The 22,644-nt window shown below is 41.9% G+C and carries 22 protein-coding genes; 13 read left to right on the top strand and 9 right to left on the bottom strand.

The window, feature by feature from the left end:
• Positions 1-153 precede the first annotated feature (153 nt).
• The 5 genes from ptsP to JI65_RS03600 all read left to right on the top strand — a co-directional run bounded on the left by ptsP (position 154) and on the right by JI65_RS03600 (position 6,260).
• A complete protein-coding gene (ptsP, locus tag JI65_RS03620; protein ID WP_191014016.1) occupies positions 154-1,770 on the top strand; it encodes a phosphoenolpyruvate--protein phosphotransferase in 1,617 nt (538 codons plus the stop codon).
• 480 nt (positions 1,771-2,250) lie between these two features.
• On the top strand, positions 2,251-3,000 hold the full coding sequence (locus JI65_RS03615) for a DeoR/GlpR family DNA-binding transcription regulator (protein ID WP_191014015.1): 750 nt from the start codon (positions 2,251-2,253) through the stop codon (positions 2,998-3,000).
• A 1-nt stretch (position 3,001) separates the two neighbouring features.
• The gene (gene pfkB / locus JI65_RS03610; protein WP_191014014.1) at positions 3,002-3,949 is read left to right on the top strand and encodes a 1-phosphofructokinase; all 948 of its coding nucleotides are present in this window, start codon (positions 3,002-3,004) and stop codon (positions 3,947-3,949) included.
• A 54-nt stretch (positions 3,950-4,003) separates the two neighbouring features.
• On the top strand, positions 4,004-5,896 hold the full coding sequence (locus JI65_RS03605; RefSeq protein ID WP_191014013.1) for a PTS fructose transporter subunit IIABC: 1,893 nt from the start codon (positions 4,004-4,006) through the stop codon (positions 5,894-5,896).
• A gap of 106 nt (positions 5,897-6,002) precedes the next feature.
• The gene (locus JI65_RS03600; protein ID WP_191014012.1) at positions 6,003-6,260 is read left to right on the top strand and encodes an HPr family phosphocarrier protein; all 258 of its coding nucleotides are present in this window, start codon (positions 6,003-6,005) and stop codon (positions 6,258-6,260) included.
• A 62-nt stretch (positions 6,261-6,322) separates the two neighbouring features.
• On the opposite strand, the gene JI65_RS03595 is transcribed toward JI65_RS03600, so the two are convergent.
• A complete protein-coding gene (locus JI65_RS03595) occupies positions 6,323-7,264 on the bottom strand; it encodes a DMT family transporter (protein WP_191014011.1) in 942 nt (313 codons plus the stop codon).
• Between the two features lie 310 nt (positions 7,265-7,574).
• Between JI65_RS03595 and lepB the strand changes: the two genes are divergently transcribed.
• Both lepB and JI65_RS03585 read left to right on the top strand, forming a co-directional pair.
• On the top strand, positions 7,575-9,425 hold the full coding sequence (lepB, locus tag JI65_RS03590; RefSeq protein WP_242457153.1) for a signal peptidase I: 1,851 nt from the start codon (positions 7,575-7,577) through the stop codon (positions 9,423-9,425).
• 323 nt (positions 9,426-9,748) lie between these two features.
• On the top strand, positions 9,749-11,527 hold the full coding sequence (locus JI65_RS03585; RefSeq protein WP_191014010.1) for a methyl-accepting chemotaxis protein: 1,779 nt from the start codon (positions 9,749-9,751) through the stop codon (positions 11,525-11,527).
• A 166-nt stretch (positions 11,528-11,693) separates the two neighbouring features.
• On the opposite strand, the gene secA is transcribed toward JI65_RS03585, so the two are convergent.
• Positions 11,694-14,459 carry a preprotein translocase subunit SecA gene (gene secA, locus JI65_RS03580; RefSeq protein ID WP_191014009.1) on the bottom strand — a complete coding sequence of 922 codons (2,766 nt, stop codon included), beginning with the start codon at positions 14,457-14,459 and terminating at the stop codon, positions 11,694-11,696.
• Between the two features lie 617 nt (positions 14,460-15,076).
• Between secA and JI65_RS03575 the strand changes: the two genes are divergently transcribed.
• From JI65_RS03575 to JI65_RS03560, 4 genes are all read left to right on the top strand, one after another.
• Positions 15,077-16,339 (top strand): LIC_12708 family protein, encoded by a 1,263-nt coding sequence (locus JI65_RS03575; RefSeq protein ID WP_191014008.1) that lies wholly within the window; start codon positions 15,077-15,079, stop codon positions 16,337-16,339.
• A gap of 2 nt (positions 16,340-16,341) precedes the next feature.
• Positions 16,342-17,019, top strand: a complete 678-nt coding sequence (locus tag JI65_RS03570) for a hypothetical protein (RefSeq protein WP_191014007.1) — start codon at positions 16,342-16,344, stop codon at positions 17,017-17,019.
• Positions 17,020-17,118: 99 nt separating this feature from the next.
• Positions 17,119-17,625, top strand: coding sequence for a hypothetical protein (locus JI65_RS03565; RefSeq protein ID WP_191014006.1), 507 nt, complete (start codon positions 17,119-17,121; stop codon positions 17,623-17,625).
• A gap of 180 nt (positions 17,626-17,805) precedes the next feature.
• Positions 17,806-18,489, top strand: a complete 684-nt coding sequence (locus JI65_RS03560; protein ID WP_191014005.1) for a hypothetical protein — start codon at positions 17,806-17,808, stop codon at positions 18,487-18,489.
• A 90-nt stretch (positions 18,490-18,579) separates the two neighbouring features.
• Here the strand turns inward: JI65_RS03560 and JI65_RS17735 are convergent, their stop codons facing one another.
• From JI65_RS17735 to JI65_RS03525, 7 genes are all read right to left on the bottom strand, one after another.
• The gene (locus JI65_RS17735; protein ID WP_422822274.1) at positions 18,580-18,855 is read right to left on the bottom strand and encodes an amidohydrolase family protein; all 276 of its coding nucleotides are present in this window, start codon (positions 18,853-18,855) and stop codon (positions 18,580-18,582) included.
• 107 nt (positions 18,856-18,962) lie between these two features.
• A complete protein-coding gene (locus tag JI65_RS03550; protein WP_191014004.1) occupies positions 18,963-19,874 on the bottom strand; it encodes a hypothetical protein in 912 nt (303 codons plus the stop codon).
• 419 nt (positions 19,875-20,293) lie between these two features.
• The gene (locus tag JI65_RS03545) at positions 20,294-20,632 is read right to left on the bottom strand and encodes a hypothetical protein (protein ID WP_191014003.1); all 339 of its coding nucleotides are present in this window, start codon (positions 20,630-20,632) and stop codon (positions 20,294-20,296) included.
• Between the two features lie 16 nt (positions 20,633-20,648).
• On the bottom strand, positions 20,649-20,867 hold the full coding sequence (locus JI65_RS03540; protein WP_191014002.1) for a hypothetical protein: 219 nt from the start codon (positions 20,865-20,867) through the stop codon (positions 20,649-20,651).
• A gap of 18 nt (positions 20,868-20,885) precedes the next feature.
• Positions 20,886-21,074: a hypothetical protein gene (locus JI65_RS03535; RefSeq protein WP_191014001.1), complete on the bottom strand. Its 189-nt coding sequence runs from the start codon at positions 21,072-21,074 to the stop codon at positions 20,886-20,888.
• A gap of 77 nt (positions 21,075-21,151) precedes the next feature.
• Positions 21,152-21,355, bottom strand: coding sequence for a hypothetical protein (locus JI65_RS03530; protein WP_191014000.1), 204 nt, complete (start codon positions 21,353-21,355; stop codon positions 21,152-21,154).
• A gap of 41 nt (positions 21,356-21,396) precedes the next feature.
• Positions 21,397-21,672, bottom strand: a complete 276-nt coding sequence (locus JI65_RS03525; protein ID WP_191013999.1) for a hypothetical protein — start codon at positions 21,670-21,672, stop codon at positions 21,397-21,399.
• Positions 21,673-21,853: 181 nt separating this feature from the next.
• Here JI65_RS03525 and JI65_RS03520 point away from each other — a divergent pair, with 181 nt between their 5' ends.
• On the top strand, positions 21,854-22,204 hold the full coding sequence (locus tag JI65_RS03520; RefSeq protein WP_191013998.1) for a helix-turn-helix domain-containing protein: 351 nt from the start codon (positions 21,854-21,856) through the stop codon (positions 22,202-22,204).
• Between the two features lie 173 nt (positions 22,205-22,377).
• Positions 22,378-22,515: a hypothetical protein gene (locus JI65_RS03515; protein ID WP_191013997.1), complete on the top strand. Its 138-nt coding sequence runs from the start codon at positions 22,378-22,380 to the stop codon at positions 22,513-22,515.
• Positions 22,516-22,644 lie beyond the last annotated feature (129 nt).

Here is a 22,644-nt window from a genome sequence, read left to right as displayed (position 1 = left end):
AAAAAATTACCACAAAATGCGTTTTTGTGCTATTGAGAAAGCGTGCGTGTTGACACATTCCAAATTCCGCGTTTATACTTTTTTAGTCTAGTTCCAAAGCAACCGACGCTTAATTTCTTGGCAGGGAAATCTTAAGGCAAGTCAGGTATCGCCATGAAACGCTATAACGGAAAGTCTATTTACAAAGGGATTGCCATTGGTGCAATCAAAGTTTTTAACAAAGCTGAATACGACACTTCAAAACGTATTATTTTGGATTCGGAAGTTGAAGCAGAAATTCAACGCTACGTAAAAGCCCGTGATACGGCTGTGCAGCAATTGCAGGCAATTTTTAGGCGGGCGGTTAACGAAGTCGGTCAGGCTACGGCAAATATTTTTGATGTGCAGTCAATGCTTTTGGGCGACGACGACTACACAGATTCAGTTTACAATTACATTCAGAACGAGCACACCAACGCCGAGTACGCGGTTTTCCAGAGCGGGGAAGTGATTTCGCAGATTTTCTCGGATATGGATGATGAATACATGAAGGCTCGTGCGGCGGACATAAAAGACGTTTCGCACCGCGTAATTACGATTCTTTGCGGCGGCGCGGACGAGTCTCTCGACAGCGACCAGCCAGTAATCCTTGCGGCGGACGAGCTTACGCCTGCCGAGACGATTCAGCTCGACAAAAAGAAAATTCTTGCATTTGTAACAAAATACGGTTCTTCCCAGTCGCACACGGCAATTCTTGCCCGCACGATGAATATTCCGGCTCTCACCGGTGTAATAATCGACTCTTCTTGGAACGGAAAGCAGGCCGTTGTTGACGGTTTTACAGGCGAGTTCATTCTGGAGCCTGATGAAGAGACTCTCAAGGCCGAAGAAGAAAAACGCGCCGAGGCATTAAAAAAACTTGAGCTTCTTCAGCAGCTTAAGGGCAAGGAGACCGTAACAAAGGGCGGTCAAAAAATCAATCTTTATGCGAACATCGGAAGCGTTGCCGATGCGGATTTGGCTCTCGAAAATGACGCCGAGGGAATCGGTCTTTTTAGGAGCGAATTCCTTTACATTGGTCGCTCAACTTATCCTACAGAGGAAGAGCAGTTTGTGGCTTACAAGAATGTTGCCCGAAAAATGCAGGGTAAAAAAGTCATAATTCGAACGCTTGATATTGGCGCCGACAAAAAGGCTGATTACTTTAAGCTTGATGCGGAAGAAAATCCTGCCCTCGGATTCCGTGCGATACGAATTTGTCTTGAGCGGCCGGAGCTTTTTAAAACGCAGCTCCGTGCCATTTACCGCGCGAGTGCGTTCGGAAATCTTGCGATTATGTACCCGATGATTATTTCGGTGGACGAAGTTAAGAAAATCAAAAAGATTTCGGCGGATGTTCGTTCGGCTCTGAACAAAGAAAATATTCCTTACGGCAACGTTGAGCAGGGCGTTATGATTGAGACTCCGGCCGCAGTTTTGATGAGCGAGGACTTGGCTCAGGAAGTTGATTTCTTCTCGATTGGAACGAACGACTTGACTCAGTACACGCTTGCGATTGACAGGCAGAATTCTAAACTTGAGAGTTTTTACGACCCGCATCATCCGGCTGTTCTAAAGCAAATCCAGATGACTGTTGAGAACGGTCACAAGCACGGCTGCTGGGTTGGAATTTGCGGTGAGCTTGGTGCCGACATGGATTTGACTGAGACTTTCTTAAAGATGGGCGTTGACGAACTTTCTGTCTCTCCTTCAAGAATCCTCCCAATCCGTGAGAAAATCCGCTCGCTTTAGAAAAACTCGTAAAGTTTGACACAGGTGCACGCAGATAAACTCAGATGAGGCACAGATTTTTTTTATTTTATCCGTGTTTTATCACCGTTCATCTGTGTTAATCTGTGTCAGAAAATTAAAAATTGCACTTCGACTGCGCTCACTGCACGCGGTGGTTGAGCGTAGTCGAAACCACAACCCTCCGTCCACCTTTAACGTTCGTGAACTGCCTAATACAACTCAAAGCCAAATACGCGAGGTGGTCTGCGAATATGCAAGTTGACTTTCTTTTTAAAATTCAATCTTTTCTAAAATCTTATTTTGAGTTTCTCAGTTGGGAATATCTCCATTTCCTCAATAAATTTTGAATGAAATTGACGGATTTTGATTAAAAATGTGAAAATTTTTGAAAAATTTGACTGTTTTTGAAAGAATTTGATTGACTTTGCTTGTATCTGAACTATACTGTGATTATCCCCTGCCAGGGAAAAGGATTGCTGAATGTTATCGGAAGAACGACAGAACAAAATCATGAGCCGCATTACTCAAAAAGGGAGCACCACTGTTCAGGAGCTCATGGAGTGGCTGAAAGCATCTGAATCTACGATTCGGCGCGATCTTTCCGAGCTTGACTCGAAAGGTTTGCTTGTAAAAGTTTTCGGCGGAGCTGTGGCCAAAGAGACGGCTTTTAATTCAAAAGATGATTTTTTCAACTCTCGAAAGGAACATAACCGCAGTGAAAAGTTGGTTATTGCCCAATACGCGGCTTCGCTGATTCAAAATGATGATTTCGTGTATCTTGACGCGGGCACGACGACCGAGCTGATGATTGAATATATCACTTGCAAGAGAGCTGTGTTCGTTACCAACGGATTTTCGCATGCGCAAAAACTGGCGGCGGCGGGATTCTCGACTTTTGTGATAGGCGGAGAAATTAAGGCCGCCACAGAATCAATTGTTGGGGTTGAGGCACTTGAAAGTCTCAAAAAATATCATTTTACGAAGGGATTTTGGGGAACGAACGGTGTTTCTGTTTCCGGGGGATTCAGCACGCCGGACGTAAAAGAGGCTTTGGTCAAAAAAGAATCAATGCGTCGCACTCGTGAAAAATACGTGCTTTGCGATGCATCAAAATTCTCAAAACTTTCGTGCGTGTCATTCGGGGATTTTACCGATGCCACGATTATTACGACGGAGCTTTCCGAAGATTCGGGATACCGTCAGTATCAACATATTATCGAGGTAAAATAGCATGATTTATACAGTAACCGTAAATCCTTCCTTGGATTACATCATAGACGTGGATTCATTCAAAACGGGCACAATCAACCGCACAAAGGCAGAAAAACTCATTGCGGGCGGAAAGGGAATCAATGTGTCGATTGTGCTTCACAATCTCGGAATTGAGACTCGCGCACTCGGATTTGCGGCAGGTTTTACCGGAAACGAGATTGAGAGAAGGCTCAACGACCACGGGGTTCAGACTGGATTCATTCATGTGAATTCTGGTTTTTCACGTATCAACGCAAAAATGCGTTCAATCGAATCTGATTCAGTTGTTGAGGAGACCGAAATCAACGGTCAGGGGCCTCTTCTTACAAAAGAAGATTTGAATCATCTTTACGAAAAACTTGAGGAACTTAAAGAGGGAGACACTCTCGTTCTTGCGGGAAGCATTCCGTCTACGCTTCCGCTCGAAAATCCTCAGTCACTTTACAGCGACATTATGGCAAAACTTTCTGGCAAAGGCGTAAGGTTCGTTGTTGACGCAACCCGTGACCTTTTAAAAAAATCACTCGCTTACAAGCCGTTCCTTGTAAAACCGAACAACCACGAGCTTGGAGAGATTTTTGGCGTGGAGCTAAAGACCCGCGAAGAAGTTGTGCCTTACGCACAAAAATTCCGTGAGATGGGGGCGCAGAATGTGCTCGTTTCAATGGCTGGTGAAGGAGCTGTTCTTGCGGCGGCGGACGGAAAAATTTACAAGGGCGAGGCACCAAAATGCACGCTCGTAAATTCTGTTGGGGCTGGAGACTCAATGGTTGCAGGATTCATTGCCGGCTATCAGAAGAGCGGTGATTACAAAGAAGCTTTTAAAATGGGCTTGTGTACAGGAAGTGCAAGTGCTTGTTCAGAACATCTTGCTGACAAAGAGCAGGTACAGAAACTCCTGGAAAATTATACAGGTTTGCAGGAGTAGCTTTTGTTACGAAAGCTGTTCCGCTGATTCCGATTCAAAAAATGGAGGAAATTTATGAGGATCAGAGATTTGCTTGCAGAGTCAAGCATTGCGTTGCACGGCAGCGCGAAAGACAAAAAAGATGTCATCGATCAGATGGTAAAATTGATGGCAAAAAACGGAAACATCACTGATGTTGAAGCTTACAAAAATCTCGTGCTTGCACGCGAAGAAGAAAGCACAACTGCCGTCGGTGAAGGCGTTGCAATCCCGCACGGAAAGGGAAGTTGTGTGTCTCGCCCAGGTCTTGCCGCAATGGTTCTGGACAACGGTGTTGACTACGATTCTCCGGACGGGGAGCCTGTTCGCATAATTTTCTTGATTGCGGCTCCAAACACAAAAGACAACGTGCATGTAGATGTTCTTTCTAAGCTTTCTGTTTTGTTGCTCGACGAAAACTTTACAAAATCGCTTCTTGCTGCAAAGAGCGTTTCTGAATTCTTGAAGGCGATTGACGTTGCCGAGAATGCAAAAGACGCTAACGATTCAAAAAAGAACAATACAACAGAACTGCCTGCAGTGCTTGCCGTAACAGCGTGCCCTACAGGAATCGCACACACATACATGGCTGAGGAGTCGCTCAAAAAAGCTGCTAAAAAACTCGGCGTTACAATCAAAGTTGAGACTCGCGGAACGACTGGCGCAAAGAACGTTTTGACCGAGGAAGAAATCAACAGTGCAAAAGCAATCATCGTTGCGGCAGACACACAGGTTCCAATGGCTCGCTTTGCAGGCAAAAAAGTAATTGAATGCCGTGTTGCAGAAGGAATCAACAATGCAGAAAAGTTGATTTATCAGGCAACGAACGGTGACGTTCCGACTTACGTTGCAAAAGATGAAGGCTCTGGCGCGGCTTCTTCAAACTCTGGCGGACACTCAATCTACAAGCATCTTATGACAGGCGTATCTCACATGCTTCCGTTCGTAGTTGGAGGCGGTATCCTTATTGCGCTTGCATTCCTTATCGACGGTATCTACTGTAAGATGAACGGAATTACTCCTGACGGAACGTTCGGTTCAATGACGGCAGTTTCCGCATTCCTCAAAGGCAAAGTCGGCGGCGTGGCATTCGGCTTTATGCTTCCTGTTCTCGCAGGATTTATTGCATACAGCATTGCTGACCGTGCAGGTCTCGTTCTTGGTTTTGTTGGCGGTGCAATCGCTGCAAATGGAACTTCCGGATTCTTGGGTGCGTTGGTTGCAGGTTTCTTTGCTGGATACACAATCCTCGCTCTCAAAAAATGCTTCTCTGTTCTTCCGAAGAGCCTTGAAGGAATCAAATCGATTTTGATTTACCCGCTCATCGGTGTGTTTATCGTTGGCCTGGGAATGGTTTTTGTAATCGAGCCAATCGTAGGATTCATCAATCAATGGCTCAACACTGGTTTGAACCATTTGAACGGAGCTTCAAGCATCGTTCTTGGTCTTCTCGTTGGCGGAATGATGGCTGTGGATATGGGCGGCCCTGTAAACAAAGCTGCTTACGTTTTTGCAACCGGAATGCTCGCAGAAGGACATTATGATATTATGGCAGCCGTAATGGTTGGCGGAATGTGTCCTCCAATCGCAATCGCAGCTGCAACAATGATTTTCAAGAGCAAATTCACGGCTGAAGAAAGAAAGGCTGGTCCTGTAAACTTCATTATGGGCTTGTCATTCATTACTGAGGGTGCAATTCCTTATGCGGCTGCAGACCCGTCACACGTTCTTCCTTCATGTATCGTTGGTTCGGCAGTGGCTGGTGCTCTTTCAATGCTCTTTAAATGTACATTGATGGCTCCGCACGGAGGAATTTTCGTATTCCCTGTTGTGGGTAACCCAGTTTTGTACTTGGTTGCACTCGCAATCGGTTCGGCAGTCAGCTGCATCATGCTCGGCGTTCTCAAAAAGGACGTTGACACGCTGTAAGCCGACTCGGATTTTCATAGAGATTTTGGAACTGCCAGTGCCATTTTTTTTGGCGAAAAAGTGGCAGTTCCGACCGCAATCGCGGATTTTTTTCAGGAGGCTCAAAATGAAACAATTTGAGTACGTAATTACAGATGAACTTGGAATACATGCCCGACCGGGCGGAGATTTGGTAAAAATCGCAAAAGGTTTTTCAAGCACAATCAAACTTGAATGCAACGGCAAAAGTGCTGATGCAAAACGACTTATCGCCGTTATGAGTCTTGGCGCAAAGCAGGGACACGCTCTTTCTGTTACAGTTGAGGGCGAGGACGAAGAGTCTGCTTCAACAGCTCTTTCAGATTTCTTAAAAAATAACTTGTAGCTTTTGTTGCGGAACTGCCAGAATCATCTGGCAGTTTTTTTTGCGTCAAAATTGTTTGTTGATTATCGCTCGCTCACAAAAAGCCCTAAAATCGCAATCAGCGCGCCAATTGCTCCCATTAACGAAATGCGCTCTCCCAGCGCGAAGAATGCAAAAATTATCGTTACTACAGGAATCAGATAAATTCCGACCGTCGCACGGACTGTTCCAAGTTTTTCGCAGGCAATGTTCCATGCTACGAAACAGAATGCCGAAGCTCCAAGCCCTAAAAAGCAGAGGTTCAGCCAATTGAGCGGGTTTGAAAAACGCGCAAGGTTAAAGCCGGCGTCAAGAATCACATCTGCGTTGCCTAAATTTTTTGAATCCGCAGGAAGAGCCGTTTCTGAACGCAAAACCGAAAAAACTCCGATTGCAATCATAAAAACGACTGCCCAGAAAAAAATCCGTCTCGTAATCTGAATTGAGTCCAATTCCATCACATTGATTTTTGAAATGCACAGCGAATAAACTCCCCAGCAAAGTGCAGAGCCTAAAGCCAAAAAGTCGCCTTTCGGGTTCAGATGAAATTCCACAACTCCGTTAAAACTCACGAGCGCGACTCCAAAAATAGCAAGCAAAAATCCTATGTTAAAAAAAATCGTCAGATGGCGTTCCTTCAAAAAAATCTGCAAAAAAATCGCCGTAAAAATCGGGCAGATTGAAACGATAATGCTCACGTTCGAGGCCGACGTGTACGAAATCGCCATATTTTCCAAAAATTGATACGAAGTCACACCAAAAAGACCGGCAAATACAAAATAAATTTCGTTTTTACGTTCTTTTAGGCGCAATCTTCGTGGGCGAATGAGCCAAAGCGCAAAGTAGGCGAGCAAAAAACGGAGCACGAGAATTTCGTAAGAGGAAAACGAACGGAGAAGATATTTTGTGCTAACAAAAGTGATTCCCCAAATGAAGACTGAAATCGACGCAAAAATCACGCCGACAAGATTTTGATTTTTTGTCATGCAAAGATTTTAATAAAAACTTTCTGCGTTGAACAGTGCACTTTTCCTTTTATCCGCTCGGCAGAGCGCTCGAATCGTATGTAAGTGGACTAAAAAATCTGTCGGGCGGTAGTGGAGGTGGGGCACAAAAATGATTCTGACCGTTCGCGACCGAAGGGAGTCGGATACTTCTTACGGTCAGCCATCATTTTTGTGAAACACCGCAACGGACGCCCGACAGATTTTTTACCCCTGCAAGTTTACAATACGGAATCGAACTCTTTTCCGAAATCTTGCAACCCCACCATCAAAACGATAAAATAGAAATGTTATGACTATAAAAAAATTCGGTTTGCTTACAAAAATCTGTCTAGGATTTTCTTGTGCTTTTGCACTTTCAACAATATCTTTTCATGCTGACATCTCTTTGGCGGCATTTCCGTTGTCTTTAATTTTTACCCTTATAATTGCATTTTCTTCTATAAAAAAGCTTCTTGGCGAAAACAACCTTAATTTTATTGCCGTAGTTCGTGAACTCTTGCAGTATGAGCCGTATGTGCTTCTTGTTGCGTTTGTGCTTCGCCGTGCCGGTGATTTTGGAACACCGCACATTCTCGATTCTGTTTCCGTGCTTTTGTGGCTGGTCACATCGGTTCTTACGTTGGTTCTTCTTCATTATTTGAATCCGAAGAACGTTGGAAAATTGAGCGACGAATGGAAAAACTTTATTCTTGACAAAAAATATTCTGCCTCAAAAAAGAAAGCCTTTATGGATGCTTTGAATTCAGAGGAAAATGAAAAACTCGTGGAGAATGAATCTGAAGAAAAGTCTGGAACTGTGATTTTGCGCACCGGTGCAAAAAAAGTCGTATTTGAGATTTTAAGCTGGGTTGATGCGCTTGTTCAGGCAGTCTTTATGGTTCTTTTGTTGAATATTTTTGTGGTTCAACTCTACGAAATTCCTTCGGAATCAATGGTTCCTGAATTTTTGGTAAAAGACCGCGTTGTAGTTTTTAAGACCTTGAGCGGTCCGAAATTCCCTTTGAGCGACATCGGGCTTCCGTCAATTCGTTCATACAAACGGGGCGACATCGTTGTTTTTAGAAATCCGCATTACAAAAACGACAGAAAATCCGAAGTCAGAACGTTTGTTTCTCAGCTCGTTTACATGTGCACTCTCACGAAGGTTAATCTTAATGTTGATGAAACGGGTGAGCAGAAGGCAGACCCGCTTGTAAAACGAATAACCGGAGTTCCTGGCGAGCAACTTATGATGCAGGATGGAATCCTTTATTCTCGCACAAAAGATTCTGAAAAATTTGAACCTGTTGAAGATGACTCATCATGGGCAGCATGGAATTTGAACGAAGTCAAAGATTCTCTGAAAAATGGAATTAATGACTTTCCAGTTTCTCAGGAGCAGTTTGAGACGCTCTTGCGAATTGAATCTGAGCGGAAAGCTCTTGATTATGGGGTTTACGCTTTTGAATGCGAAAAATTGGCTTCGGCTTTTGATGAAATTTTTGAAAAATTCAAAGAATCTCAAAAATCATCTTTAAAAATTGAATTTTCTGATCGCGAAATGCTTTGGAGCAATATTTTCCGTTACAACGAAGCAATTTCGCTAAAACTTTTGACTTGCGAAAATGGTGCAACTTGGTTCAGAGACTTTATGACGAACTGGATTGGGCACAGACCGAATTTTAATGACGACCTTTACAGCGAGGCAAATTACAAACTGAACCTTATGCTGAAACTTACGTTCGGAAAACTTATTTGTAAAAATGCCGAACTTCATTCAAACAAAGTTCCTCGTTCGTCATGGGCCTCGTCTTTTGAAGTTCAGGAAAATCTTATAAAGATGAACGATTTGTGCATGTACATTTTTTACATGGACAACAGGAACATGCCGATTTTCCCTGCAAACACGATTGACGGTGCTCCTCAGTATATTCCAGAAAATTCATATTTTATGATGGGTGACAACCGCTTCAATTCGCTTGATATGCGACATTCTTACGAGAAAAAACTTGTAAAAGTCGCTCCGGATGAAAAATACAGCGTCACTTACGAGTCGAGTATGGAACCGCAATATGTTGGCTCTGAGCGAATCCTCGGAAAAACATCTTATCGTTTCTGGCCATACTCTCGAAAGGGCGTTCCTGGTCATACTGGAAAATAAAACTCTTTACAGAATGGCCGGGCTGTTTTTTGGCTAAAAATCAGTTTTATATTATTAGGCTATCCAAAAAGAATGGTTGCTGTGCTTGAGCGAAGTTAAAACCACCGCATATAGAGAGTTTGTCGCTTTGACCATGCGCAGTGCCCGACTTAACAAACTTTTTTAGGCCCATATCTTTTCGCAAATAAATTAAAACGTTTTACATCATCTTTTTTCTCTTTTTCTGAACTGTAAAAAATCAATTCTGCAATTGCTTTTGTTTTACAAATTTTTTAAACAACCTTATAATATAATTGAAAACAAATTAAATCTTGGAGAATTGTATGAAAACTCGCAAAGGCTCTGTTTCGAGATTGATTTCGATTATTCTCGTTGTCGCTCTTTTGGCATATTCAATGTTTATTCTTGCTTTGATACACTTTCGGTTGAATTCGGGGCTTGAACAGTATTTCAAACAACTTATTTTGGAGCAACAAAAGGTTGCGATAGATGAGGTTGAGTATTATCAAACCATGCTAAAAAAGTCTTGTTTTAGCGTAAAAAATAATTTTGAATATTATTATGGAGCTGCTGAAGACAATTTATCATCTGAATATTTTGAGCATGTAAAAGCGGATGCCGTTGAGAATCTTTCTTGCGATGCGGTTTATAGTTTTTGTGAAGGAAATGTCAGTAAGTACGGTTTTATTCCAGTTTTTAAAAATAATACAGAAATCCCTACAGAATTCATAAAAAAAGCTTTTAATGGAATTTCTGTAAGCGAGATTGTGCGCTCTGGCCGAAATACGCTCTTGCTTTGTGCTGAACCCTTGCGGGATGGAAATAAGATTTGGGGTGTTCTCGGTGCTACAAAGCTTCTTTCTTCGCAGGATTTTGTTCTTGACCTTTCAGGTACGCTCGGCGCGAATGTAACAATTTTTGACAACGACGTACGTGTTGCGACCAGTATTGATGGAATGGAAAATACCACAATCGATGACAAACTTCCGATTGAGCGTGCGCAAAATGGTGAGACGACTTTGTATATAAATCAGATTGGCGGTTCTCAGTTCATTTCGTATTATTTTCCGCTCACAGATCCGTCCGGCAAATTCTTAACTACAATGTTCATCGGAAAGCCAATTTCTGCGATGCAAGTGATTTCTTCTGCAATTTTTAAGCCATTGCTCTTTATGATTGTAATTTCGATTGTGCTTTTTGCGGTTTTTGTTCTTGTTCTTTTCTTCTATCTTCTTGTAAGAAAATTGCAGATGATTAACAGTGCCGTTGATAATTTGAACTCTGGTAATGCTGATTTGACGTATGTTCTTCCTGTAAAAGGCAATGATGAGTTTGCAAGAATTGCGTCTGGATTCAATAGTTTTATAACGCTTCTTCGAAATACGATTATTGAAGTTAAGACGAATGCTTCGCAAGTTCTTGCTGGCAGTGAGCAGATTAGTGCGTCGAGCCAGTCAATTTCTACGGGGGCTGCGGAGCAAGCTGCCTCTAGCGAGGAAATGTCTGCGACCATGGAAGAAATGGCGTCTAACATTCGGCAGAATGCTTCTAATGCACAGCGTACTGGAGAAATTGCAGTTCAGACTGCTCTTGAAGGTGAGGCTGGCGGTTCTGCTGTAAATGATGCCGTTGAGGCTGTAAAAGTTATTGTTGAAAAAATCAATGTGATTGGTGATATTGCAAAGCAGACCAATATGCTTGCGCTGAATGCCGCGATTGAGGCTGCGAGAGCTGGTGAGGCTGGAAAAGGTTTCGCTGTTGTTGCTAGTGAAGTTCGGAAGCTTGCGGAGCGAAGTCAGGAGGCTTCGGGCGAGATTATTGAACTTTCCGAAAAAACATTGGTTTCTACCGAGGAGGCAGGAAATAAAATTGGCACGGTTGTTCCTGACATTAAGCACACGGCGGAATTAATCGAAGAAATTACTTCTGCATGTGCTGAGCAAGATAAGGGGGCCCAGCAAGTTAGTATGGCTATCGTTCAGCTTGATTCTGTCGTTCAGCAAAATGCGAGTGCTTCAGAAGAGCTTGCTGCAATGAGCGAGGAGCTTTCCGCAAATGCGAAAAACCTCGTAAAGGCAATAAGTATGTTTAAGACTGAATAGGTGTGCAAGGATTTGTTTTGAAACTTGAGTTGTGCTTGTGCGCACCCCTCAAATTTTAAGAAAATTCGCGCTGCACTTTGAGAGCGGATGAAAAAAAGGACTTTCCATCGTTGGAAAGTCCTTTTTGTTTGCGTAAAGTACTGTCTAATTTTTACAAATTACTTACTTATCTGCCGTGGCAGTTTTTGTATTTTTTACCTGAGCCACATGGACAAGGATCGTTGCGACCGATTTTTGGGGCTATCCTTGTTACAGTAACGTTATGTCCTGTGGAAGCTCCCGCCATCGTTCTTGACGCCTGCTGCTGCGCTTGCTGAGCCATTCGGTTTGAAGCGGCTTGCTGGCTCATTGACTGTGCTTCTTCGTGCTGCGCCGTTCCTTGAACCTGACGCTGTGGCATTGGAGCAGGTGCAATCTGAATTCTTACTTTGAAGATTCTTCCTGCAGTATCAATACGAATTTGCTCAATCATTTCGTCGAAGCGGTTAAAACCGTCGATTTTGTATTCGGTGAGAGGGTTCTTGCTTCCGTATGAGCGGAGGTGAACTGCTTCTCGGAGACCGTCAAGGTACTCAAGCTGGTCGAGCCACTTTCGGTCGATTTGCTGAATGTACTGATAACGGATGAACATATTGAACTGTTCTTTTCCGATGAGAGTAAGCTTTTCGGTCAAATCGTTCTGCAGGATTGAGATTACCTTGTCTTTTTCAAGATAATCTGGGCTGAGCTGCAACCCAAAAGTGTTCCTGATGTTGTCAATGAGTGTTTTCTGACCGCCAGCATTCTTTTTACCGTGCTCGTACTGATAGAACCAATCATTAAGATATTCTTTTGCAGTATCCATTACGCGGTCTGTAAGATTCTCATCAACGAGAATATCATCGCGCTGTTGGTAGATGTACTCGCGCTGCTCGTTAAGAACGTCGTCATAGTCGATGAGGTTCTTTCGGATTTCAAAGTTGCGTTCCTCAACCTTTTTCTGAGCCTTTTCAATACCCTTGTTGAGCCACGGGTGGTCAATTGGCTCTCCTGGCTGCATACCGATTCTCTTCATTATGTTCTTCATTCGGTCACCGCCGAAGAGACGCATAAGGTCATCGTCCATAGAAATGAAGAATTTTGAACGTCCTGGATCTCCCTGTCGTCCTGAACGACCGCGGAGCTGATTGTCGATACGTCGGCTTTCGTGGCGTTCAGAACCGATAACGTAAAGTCCGCCAAGGGATTTTACTTCTTCATAATCCTTGAGCCATTTTTCTTTTTCGATTTTGTAAGCTGCCTCGTACTGCTCTGGCGTGGCCTCTGTTCCGCAGCGTTTTAAAGCTCTCGACTCTGGGTTTCCGCCAAGCTTAATATCTGTACCACGACCAGCCATGTTTGTTGCGACCGTTACTGCGCCCTTTGCGCCAGCTTCTGCAATAATCATAGCTTCGCGAGCATGGTTCTTTGCGTTAAGAACTTCGTGCGGAATTCCGAGACGTGTAAGAAGGTTTGAAAGGTGCTCTGATTTTTCTACAGAAACTGTACCGACGAGAACCGGCTGCCCTTTTTTGTGTGCCTCAGAAATCTCTTTGGCGATTGCGTTCCATTTATCTTCTTCATTGAGGTAAACTTCATCGTTTTCGTCTTTTCTGGCAACTGGCCGGTTTGTTGGAATAACGACTACATCGAGTTTGTAAATCTTGTTGAACTCAACTGCTTCTGTGGCTGCCGTACCGGTCATTCCCGAAAGTTTTTCGTACATTCGGAAGAAGTTCTGGAATGTTACCGTTGCCATTGTACGGTTTCGCTGTGCAATCTTTACGTGCTCTTTTGCTTCGATTGCCTGATGCAATCCATCTGAATATCGTCTTCCTTCAAGAATTCGCCCTGTGAATTCGTCTACGATTTCAACTTTGCCGTCACGAACGACGTACTCAACATCTTTTTCGTAGAGAATGTGTGCGCGTAGAGCCTGTGTAAAGTAATGAACGTACTCGAAGTTCTGCTCGTCGAATACTGTTGTGCCTGGCTCAATAAGGTTGTGCTGATGAAGAATATCATCAATTTTGTTCATACCTTTATTCGTGAAAGATACGCGTTTTGATTTTTCATCTATTTTATAATCACCTTTGAGGGCGGCGCGCTGCTCTGGGGTGAGTTCTGTTTCTTCCGGGTAATCGTTGGTTTTCGGGTCTTTTTCCATTTCCTCGAAAAGGTCAACGTATTTGTCAACTTCGTAGAACTTGAACGTGTCATCTTCGCCCGCTCCGGAAATAATAAGAGGAGTTCGTGCTTCATCGATGAGGATTGAGTCAATTTCATCGACAATACAGTAATTGAATCCACGCTGAACTTTGCGGTCAATGTCTACCTGCATGTTGTCGCGGAGGTAGTCAAAACCAAATTCGTTGTTCGTTCCGTAGGTGATGTCGCAATTGTAATTTTCTTTTCGGGTTGCATTATCCATGCTCGAAAGAATTGTTCCGACTGTAACGCCGAGGTACGAGAAAACCGGGCGCATTGTGGAAGCGTCTCGTTCTGCAAGGTAATCGTTTACAGTTACAACGTGAACGCCTTTGCCTGTGAGACTGTTCAAATACGAAGGTGCTACAGCGACAAGCGTTTTACCTTCACCAGTCTTCATTTCTGTGATTCGTCCCGAATGGAGGACTATAGAACCCATGAGCTGAACATCATAAGCTCTTTCACCGCGAACTCGCCGAGCTGCTTCTCTCGCAAGTGCGAAAGCTTCTGGAAGAATGTCATCGAGCGTTTCACCTTTTGCGAGTCTTTCCTTAAAAATCTGAGTTTGTTTAGGAAAATCTTCTGCTGCAAGGGATTGCGCCCAAGATTCTTTTGCATTTATCGCTTCGACGATTGGTTTTAATTTTTTTACATCTCTTTCATTTTGAGAGCCAAAAATAACGGACAGTACTTTATCAACTAACATAACCTAATAAATATAAAGTAAAAGTGGAAACGCTACAAGTGTAACTTTCTGTCCAAAAGATTTGTTTTAGCGTTTCCCACGAGTTTTCTTGCGAAAACTGGCGTTCTGGTGGGTACACTTGCAGGGGTCACAAAACGCGGCGGCAAGCAAGGCCTCGTTTTGCGGGTGCAGTTTTATTTCGAGCGAGTCGCTCGAAATTATTGAGGGAGTCGAGTCAACTTGCACATTCGCAGACCACCTCACGTATTTGGCTTTGCGTCATGCTAGGCAGCTTTCAAACATCTTCGGTGGACGGAAACCCTGCCCGATACGGTGGTTGAGCGGAGTCGAAACCACCTGAAAACGTCATTCTCGTTCTAAAATTGTCACACGGATTTCGAAAAATCTAACGATTTTTCATTTGCAGTGGTTTCGACAAGCTCAACCACCGAAGGTTTTCAGCTTATCTGTGTTCCATCTGTGTTTATCACCGTTCATCTGTGTCAAATCCGAAAAGTCAACTTCCCGTGCATTTGTGGCTTTGATACGCTTCGCTACTCAACCTCCGGGCATCTTTCATCTTTCCCTTTTCCGTTTATCTGTTTGACTAATTCGCCTTATGCTAATATTCTGAGAGAATGAGATTTAAAAGTGGAATATTGCTGATTTTCTGTATTGCATCGTTGGCTCTTGTTGGATGTGCTCGTTCTGGAGTTGTTGCTACACTTAACGAAAATGAGCTTTTTAATTTGAATTACGGAAGTTTTGAAGATGAACTGAATCTTTTTGATTTGTCGAAACATGAGCAAGTTAATACGTATATGACCATGCGCGACGGTTTTTTCTACATTGCGAATGGCGAAGCAAAAAAAATCCTTGAGTTCAATTCTTACGGAGATCTGCTGACCGTAATTTATAACGAAGATTCTAACATAATGCCTCCAGCTTTTAAGCCGGACTCCAACAAAGTCTCAATGAAAAAATCCGTGAGCTATCCTTTTAATACTCTTGGCCCGATTGTCGTTGACTCAAGAAAATACATTTACGTTGTTGACACGTTGACACCTGAGATGCAGGAACGTTTTGTTCAGAGCGAAGGAAAAAATTCTGAAACCGGAAACGACAAAAAAGACCTTCTTTTGAGTTCGGTGGTTCTTCGTTTTGACAGCGACGGAAATTTTATTGATTACGTTGGGCAGGACGGACCTGGCGGAACTCCTTTTCCGTTTATAAAAAACATTTACACGAATTCTAGAAATGAACTTATCGTAATCGGGGCTTCTGGCGGCGACGGATACGCGGTTTATTGGTTCAACACGAGCGGATTCCCGCTTTACAACATTCAGATTTCGAACAGTTCGATTCCGGTTCCAAAAAAAGACGTTGAGCAGAATCTTGTAAAATATCTTTCTATAGAAAATCTTGTGCCGGACTACACGGCAATGAAGCTTTATTTGAAAGTTGACTGTTACGGAACGTCCATTGACCCGAACCTAAAAATTGCGACCGGAGTTGAATTCAAAAAAACGATGCTTTATCCGTTCGTAGTTCGTTCGGGAACGTTTGAAGAGCCTTTGGAAATTCCTGTCTATCAATACACGGTTTCTGAGGACATGGCAAAGTCTGTTTATAATATTCCCTATGATTTTTTTGGCGTTTCAAAAAACGGCTGGCTCTTTTTTATGGTTCCGACCGAAAATGGGTATTTGACGCAAATGGTTCAGCCGGACGGCCAAAAAATCGTAAAACGTTCGCTTGACGTGAATCACGAAAAAAATCTTTATTTTAATTTGTCTCTGAGTGACGAAGGAATTATCAGCGGGCTTTTTGTGCAGAAAGAAAAGGCAAAAATCAGCTGGTGGCGCACTGACGCGCTTCTGGATGCTTATCTTGGAGAGTAAATATGGACTTTAACAATATTACCGAAGGTTATGCAGAGAACGAAGAGGGTCTGGTTTTTCGTTACAATCGAAAAGAGCGTTTGGCTCATGCCCCGCAGATTGTAAAAGATTATTACGACGGAAAAATTGTCGCGTTTAAGCCGGGGCTTTTTAAGGCTCTCGTTGCGACCCGCGGAAATCGTTTTATGCTTTTTGCGCTCGTTATTTGCTTTCTTATCGTTGTTTTTTACGGCTTTTTTGGTGCAAAAGAAAATGAAGATTCGAAATTCGGCGTGCATTTTTCGCTTTCTGCGTTCACGTATGAGCAGCTTGGCGAAAATATTTATGTGAATTTAAAAATCGACCCGCCCACAAAAAAATTCGTTGAAGATTATGATGGCGAAATTCCTGTAAAAATTGAATTCTTTACTGTAAATGCAGAAGGCGAGATTTCTGGAAAAAATACGGTTCTTGCAAAATACAATGGAAAAAAATTGTTTTTGGAAAAGCAGGAGGAAATACAAAAAATCAAAGAATTGAAGAAAAATGGAAAATCTGTGAAGGTTCCAGAGTTTGGGCTTGATGTAAAAACGTCTTTTTCGTCGCTTGAAGTTATTTCCGTAAAGGCGGACGTTGAGTTGCGCGGGGAAAAATTTTCTCTAAACGCACCTGTAAAAAACGTTACGGACTACCTTCGGTAAAATTTGAGGAGTTTTCTAAAAATTAGTTAAAAAATGAATAAGTTAAATTAATTTCAAATCGATAATATAAAAAGTGAACATTTTTAAAAGGTGGGGAAAATGCTTCAAATATATTTTTTGTCAGTTCTGCTGAATGTGATTGCAGGATTGATACTTGTTTATGCTTCTGTTGTTGGCGGTCAGTCTGCTAGTTCTTCAAGCGATGGTCTGGGGGATGATTTTGGCTTGGATGATGATACTTCTTTTGGTGACGGACCGCTTGCTTCTACAAAGAAAAATCTTGCGCTGACTTCTGCGGCGTTTTTGAGCGATTCAACGTTCCGTCTCGTGATTGCGGCCCTTTCTGGTCTTGTAGGTCTTATAAAACTTTTTTACACGACGGTTCCGGACGACATTCCGGTGCTCGGCGATTTCCTTCCTGCGATTGCGAGTCTTATGGCTTGTATCTGTCTTTTTGTGGAGTGGTTTGAATCGCAGGAATCTTACGAAGGAAATCTTCCGGGATTCGTAGACTTGGTTTTTATGGGCGGAAGAAAGATTTTTGGGCTTGCGTGCCTTGTTGCGGGTCTTCTTCATTTTATTTTCCCGCGTCTTTTGTTTTTGTAAGAAAAAACGATTCTGAGCGCGGCAAGAAAAGTTGAGCGCGTTTTTTCTCAGTCTTGCCACCTCACAAATTCTGTTACTGAAATGAATACCAAACGACGGAAATATATCAAAAGGGAAAAATCCAGGCCCAAGAAAAAACTTCCTCTTTATGAACGTTTTTGTGCCGCTCTGGTTTCCGTTTTGGCTGTGCTTGGAATCGGCTTCTATTATCTCTTTCTTGAAATTAAAGCCGGATGGCTTTGGCTTCTTCCGTTCGTGCTGTATTTTGTCTCTTCTGTAGGAAAAGGAAGTTTTGCTTGTTTTGACTCGTCCGTGCTTGCATTCAAAGAGTATGGCATTTTTCCGGTAATTTCAAAAATCACTCTCCTTGTTTTTTTGGCTATTCTTGTTGCCAGACGCTTTATCTCAAAAAAAAGAAAACGCACCAGCAAAAAAAGTCAGAAAGAAAAACTTAGGCTGGAACGATATTTTCTTGTCGCTTTTGCGGGAATCTCCTTTGTTGTGTCGTTGCTGGCATTTTTCCCGCGGCAAGTGCTTTATTCAGACCGCATTGAAAAATTCGGTGTTTTTAATCAGCGCGCGGAATCAATTTCTCTTTCACCGGCTCAGACATTTCACATTGCTTTTGAAAAACACTCTGGAAGGTCTACATATTACACGCTTTTGGTCACCGTAAAAGGCGATGATTTTAGGCGGACTTTTAAAATCAAACCCGACAAACTTCTTGTGTTGTATAATTCCATTTCTCCAAAAGAAAAACCTCGCGTTTTAGGCGCAGAATATTGTAAGCCATACCTGAACAGCCACAAGAACTTAAGCGAGCAGGAAAAAGAATTTCTTTTGCGATTGGCGGGAGAAGAGTAGGGGAGTTTTTGCAACGCATTGGCACTTAGGAAAATCGATTTTTCGTATTTGGCTTGAAGGTTTGCCTTACAAATCGCGTTTGATATGCCGTCAGAACATATAATTTTTCGCAGTCAGAATATATTCGTCTTCAAGAGAGCTAGTTTTGCCCGAAAAGCGTGACGCGAAATAATGGCTCACCGGAAAATCTGAACCGAAGAGGATTTTTGATTTGTCAGTAACTTTTTGGCGAAGCTTCGTTAGGTTTTCTTTTGAGAGGCAAGCCGTGTCGCAAAAGACGTTGGGATATTTGTTCACCATTTCGGCAGTTTCTTTTACAGGATTCGAGTGGGCAAGAATGACTTTTGCATTCGGGTATTCGGCGATTAAGATTTATTCTGAAGTAACCGTTCACAAGCTTCTACTTCAGTGTAGTCGGCATGATTGCACCGAAGCTCTTCAAGCAGCTCTTCTGACTCCTCACGACTGTAGTCTTACCATTTTTCCATATTACGTTTTATTTCTTCTTCCTCTTCGTCCCCTGCTATTTCGTCGTCCTGTACAGCTTCCTTTGAGCGATAATGGTCATCATCAAAAGAAAAGCCATTTTCATCATCATCATAGTCTAAGCAAGGAGCGTCGTATTTATAATACATGGAAATGAGATCATCTGCACTATATTCGTCTTTTGCAAAGCCGAAACCTTCTTGCAGTAACCAAGGTTCTCCAGCGCGAACAAACTCTTCAAATTCATCATTAAAACTCCCAATACATCCTTTAGAAGAGCATGCATCTGCATAGGTAATAGCTGCCTGTTCATCACCATAATGGGCTAGTCCCGCTTGAAAGGCATCCTCAAAAATATTTATGGAGTCAAATGAACTTTTTTCCCAATAAGGGAAATCATTACCTTGTGAAATAAAGAACTCTTTTGTTTGTTCAGAAACTCCCATAGAATCAAGTTGATAACAAAATTCCTCTTTAGCTTCGTCATCAGAAAGTTCGCTGAAAATATCGGTTGAGTCATCAGTTCCTAATTCGAGTGCTTTTTGAATATAAGCCTCGGTATGCCCCTCCAGTTCTAAGTCTTTTTTTAATGCAGACTTACTTTCTTCATCCCACTCATCATCGGCAGATTCGTTGTCTTCGGTATCATCGCAATCATCAAAGTCCTCGTCCTCCTCATCATAGTCATAATCATCAAATTCGTCATTTTCAGTCTCTGATTCAGACTCATCTTCGAGATTTCGCTTTTGAGCTTCCTCTTCTTCTTTTTCTGCGAGTTTCTGTTCTAAACGCTCTTTTTCCACCTCCATGGCTTCAATTTTATGACAGAATCGAGGATGCGTATTAGCAATCTTTTCTTCCAATTCTTCTATCTTTCTTCTGTAGGTTTCTGATTTCATAATTTCATTACCTCCTGTATTAATCAAGCACCTGTAAGTCCACATTGTGTACATGTACCGTTATAAATGGTCCATGTATGGCAAATAGGACACTTTTTACCTTTTCCAGGTTTAGGACCACCCCAATCAGGAATATGTCCTGAATAATTGCATTGGCTGCACCTAAGGATGTTTCCATCTTGATGAAGTGTCTGCCTGTAGAGAAAGACGTTCGATTAACTCGAACAGTTCAAGCGCGTCATAATAGATTTCGTTGAACTGTCCGATATGCACGTGGTGGTCGGTCATGGGAGTTTTCTAAAAATCTCTGATTTCCCACATGTGTAAACCATCGTCAGTCTCTTTGCAACCATGAGGATCAGGCATATCAACCGACATTTTTCTTTCTTTGCCATAAAATAGCCTCCTTGAATGATTTTTTATATTTTTATCTCAAAACCATTTTTGAGCTTTTTATCTATCGAATCTAACGTATTTCTGAATTTTTCTGTCTGTTCACAGTCCGAATCTTTGTTTTCATGTATAACTTTATTTCTAGCATTGACAGCCGCATTTATTTCATTACGCTGTTGCTCAGAAATAACTCCTAAATCAGCGAGGTCGTTTGTCATTTTTTTTATACCCCCATTTTTCGAGTAACCATTGCGCTTTGCCAAGTTAACAGCTTTCTGAACTTCTTTATTTAGGTTCATATTATCAGCCTGTGTAGCTATTTTTTCAAAATCATCACTAGGCAGAACTACGTTTAAATTTCCCATTTCAAACTCCATCAAACTAAAAATTAATTATCATTCCCCCGTCTTCTGTTTCTTCTGTAACCATATTGTTTCCAAAACCAATTGTAACAATGCGTTTCTCATCAACTCTCAATCCAGTACCAGAATCATCAACCAAAGGAATTAAATCAACTTCAGAATTTTTTCTTTTAACAGCGATGAAGTTTGACGTCACAGTAAGAACTTCATCACCTTTACGTAAAATCTCTATACGCATATCCACTCCAAAATACTTTTACCTACGATTATCACCAATTTGTTTGGAATCTCCAGTTTTACCAGATAGTCTTTTTGGCTTAGAAACGACAACTGAGCCAGTAGAACCAGGAACAGTTTTTTTTATCACGTCCACCATGGGCTTTATCTTCTTCAAAGGAACATTTTTCAAAGAAATATTCACATCACGCAAATCCTTGTTTGACATATCTTTCTCCTCAAAATTTTATAGGGGTGCTACAGAATATATGAAACGCACTATAAATTCCGTAGCACCATTTTAGTTTAAATTTTCTTTACTGCAGAACTTCCATCTTTTCTGACAATATCGATTGTTCCACCGCCAGCTTTTCGCAACAAATCCGATGCAATATGTTCTGCAGCAGTCAGTGTCGGTATATGATCAGCTGTTATTCGACATCCATCTCGTACCCTAACTGCGTAATCATCGCTACCAGGTTGATAAAAAACATCATACTTTTTTGCCATAAAGCAAACTCCTTTCAAAAGAAATTTTTATCTCTAACTCATTACGGAATAAGTTCCAACAGGTCCTGGTCACTGTATCCGATTACTTTTAGTATTGGTGCTATGTCAACATCCCAGTTAACGCCAAGCCCACCTTCGATTTGTCCTCGTGCTGTATCGAAGATGACATTTGGGTGAAGTCCGCTTCGGCTGAGTTCATTTACGGCGTTTTTGTACATTCTCATAATTATGTTTGCCAAATCCCTTGTGCTGGGATTGCTTGTTTTAAGAATACCAACCTGAACAAGACTTTTGATAATCTGCTGTTTTCCGTTCATTTAAACATGCCTCCTGTATTTTCTATATCAAATATTAATTCCACTTTCTCAAAACGAGAAATCTGTAGAAAATATTACATTTGCAAGCAATAAGACATAATATTTTCTAATATTTTACATATTAACATAAAATATTACGCTTTGCAAATTTTTGAGCGCCAGATATTACTACAATGTAAATATGGGATTTGGTGAAAACTTACACAATGAACTTGTGTTTCAAGATGTTCAGATTAAGGAACTCTCAGCACGAACAGGTATCAAAAAAAGTACTCTCGACAAATATCTTTCAGGAAACAAATCCCAGCCAAGCGTCGAAAATGCTGTTAAAATCGCTGACTCCCTCGGAGTAACGGTTGAATATCTAGTAAAGGGTGTCGCCCTTTCAGATATTAATTCAAACTTAACTCTATCAGGCGAATACAAACTTCTTATTGAACAATATCATCAACTTTCAGATTTTAACAAACAAACCGTACGGGATTTAACGCAATCATTACTAAAAAGGCAAAAACAATTCTCGCCGTCGTAAATGCCCTGAACGAAAAATATTAGGAAATTCTCGCCTTTGTAACTGCACTGAACGCCAATTTCCCATAATTCACTTTTACAAATTCTCCACGTTGTTTTTAAATCAAGAAATCCTAAATTCAGCAAAAACTGCAGAGTGTATCTGGTGGCTAGAACAAATCACTTTTGATGAATATGAATCAAGAATTAAAGATGCTTTTGATTGAGCTTTTGAAGTGCGAGGGCGAGATTTCAGATGATGAATTTTTTTTCGATGCGGAATACAACTCGCTCATAAAAATGCTCGCCGAAATTCTTGCGAACGATTTATAAAAAAAGCCCTGCCGGCGAAAAATCCGCTTGCAGGGCTTTTTAGTTTTTGGGAAACTCAAAAAACTCTGTTAGTCTTTCGAAGTTCCCTTTTACCAAAGTCGGTGTTCTTAAATCCTGTTTTTTGGAGGA

It is taken from the genome of Treponema zioleckii, from assembly GCF_014737315.1.
Lineage (GTDB): Bacteria > Spirochaetota > Spirochaetia > Treponematales > Treponemataceae > Treponema_D > Treponema_D zioleckii.
The sequence above is the reverse complement of the archived record's forward strand: the minus strand, read 5'-3'. Positions and strand labels throughout refer to the sequence as shown.